The organism is Serratia sp. MMO-28, from assembly GCF_037199905.1.
In the GTDB taxonomy this organism is placed as follows: domain Bacteria; phylum Pseudomonadota; class Gammaproteobacteria; order Enterobacterales; family Enterobacteriaceae; genus Chania; species Chania oryzae.
Genome location: NZ_JBBCVB010000122.1, coordinates 1 through 235, shown reverse-complemented (window position 1 = coordinate 235; position 235 = coordinate 1). Strand labels below are relative to the sequence as shown.

1 protein-coding gene is annotated in these 235 nt (G+C 59.1%); it reads right to left on the bottom strand.

Translation table 11 applies throughout. The annotated features are described in order from the left end of the window. A partial coding sequence (locus WG891_RS26825) for an autotransporter outer membrane beta-barrel domain-containing protein (protein WP_337274594.1) occupies positions 1 to 235 on the bottom strand: 235 nt, incomplete at both ends.

Here is a 235-nt window from a genome sequence, read left to right as displayed (position 1 = left end):
CGCCCCCACTTTCACCTCAATCAGATGGCGGCTGCCGGTCTGCTGGACTCCCAGACCATCGGCACTCACGCCCGGCAGGCGGGTGTTATGGATCCAGTTCAGGTCCACATAAGTGGTCAGTATCCGTGAGCTGTCTTTCCCCATCTGCGTGTCGTTCGACAGTTTGGCCCCCAGACGGGTCTGCAGATTGTTGTTGCCGCTCTGCTGCACCAGAGAGCCGTTGTTTTGCAGGTCA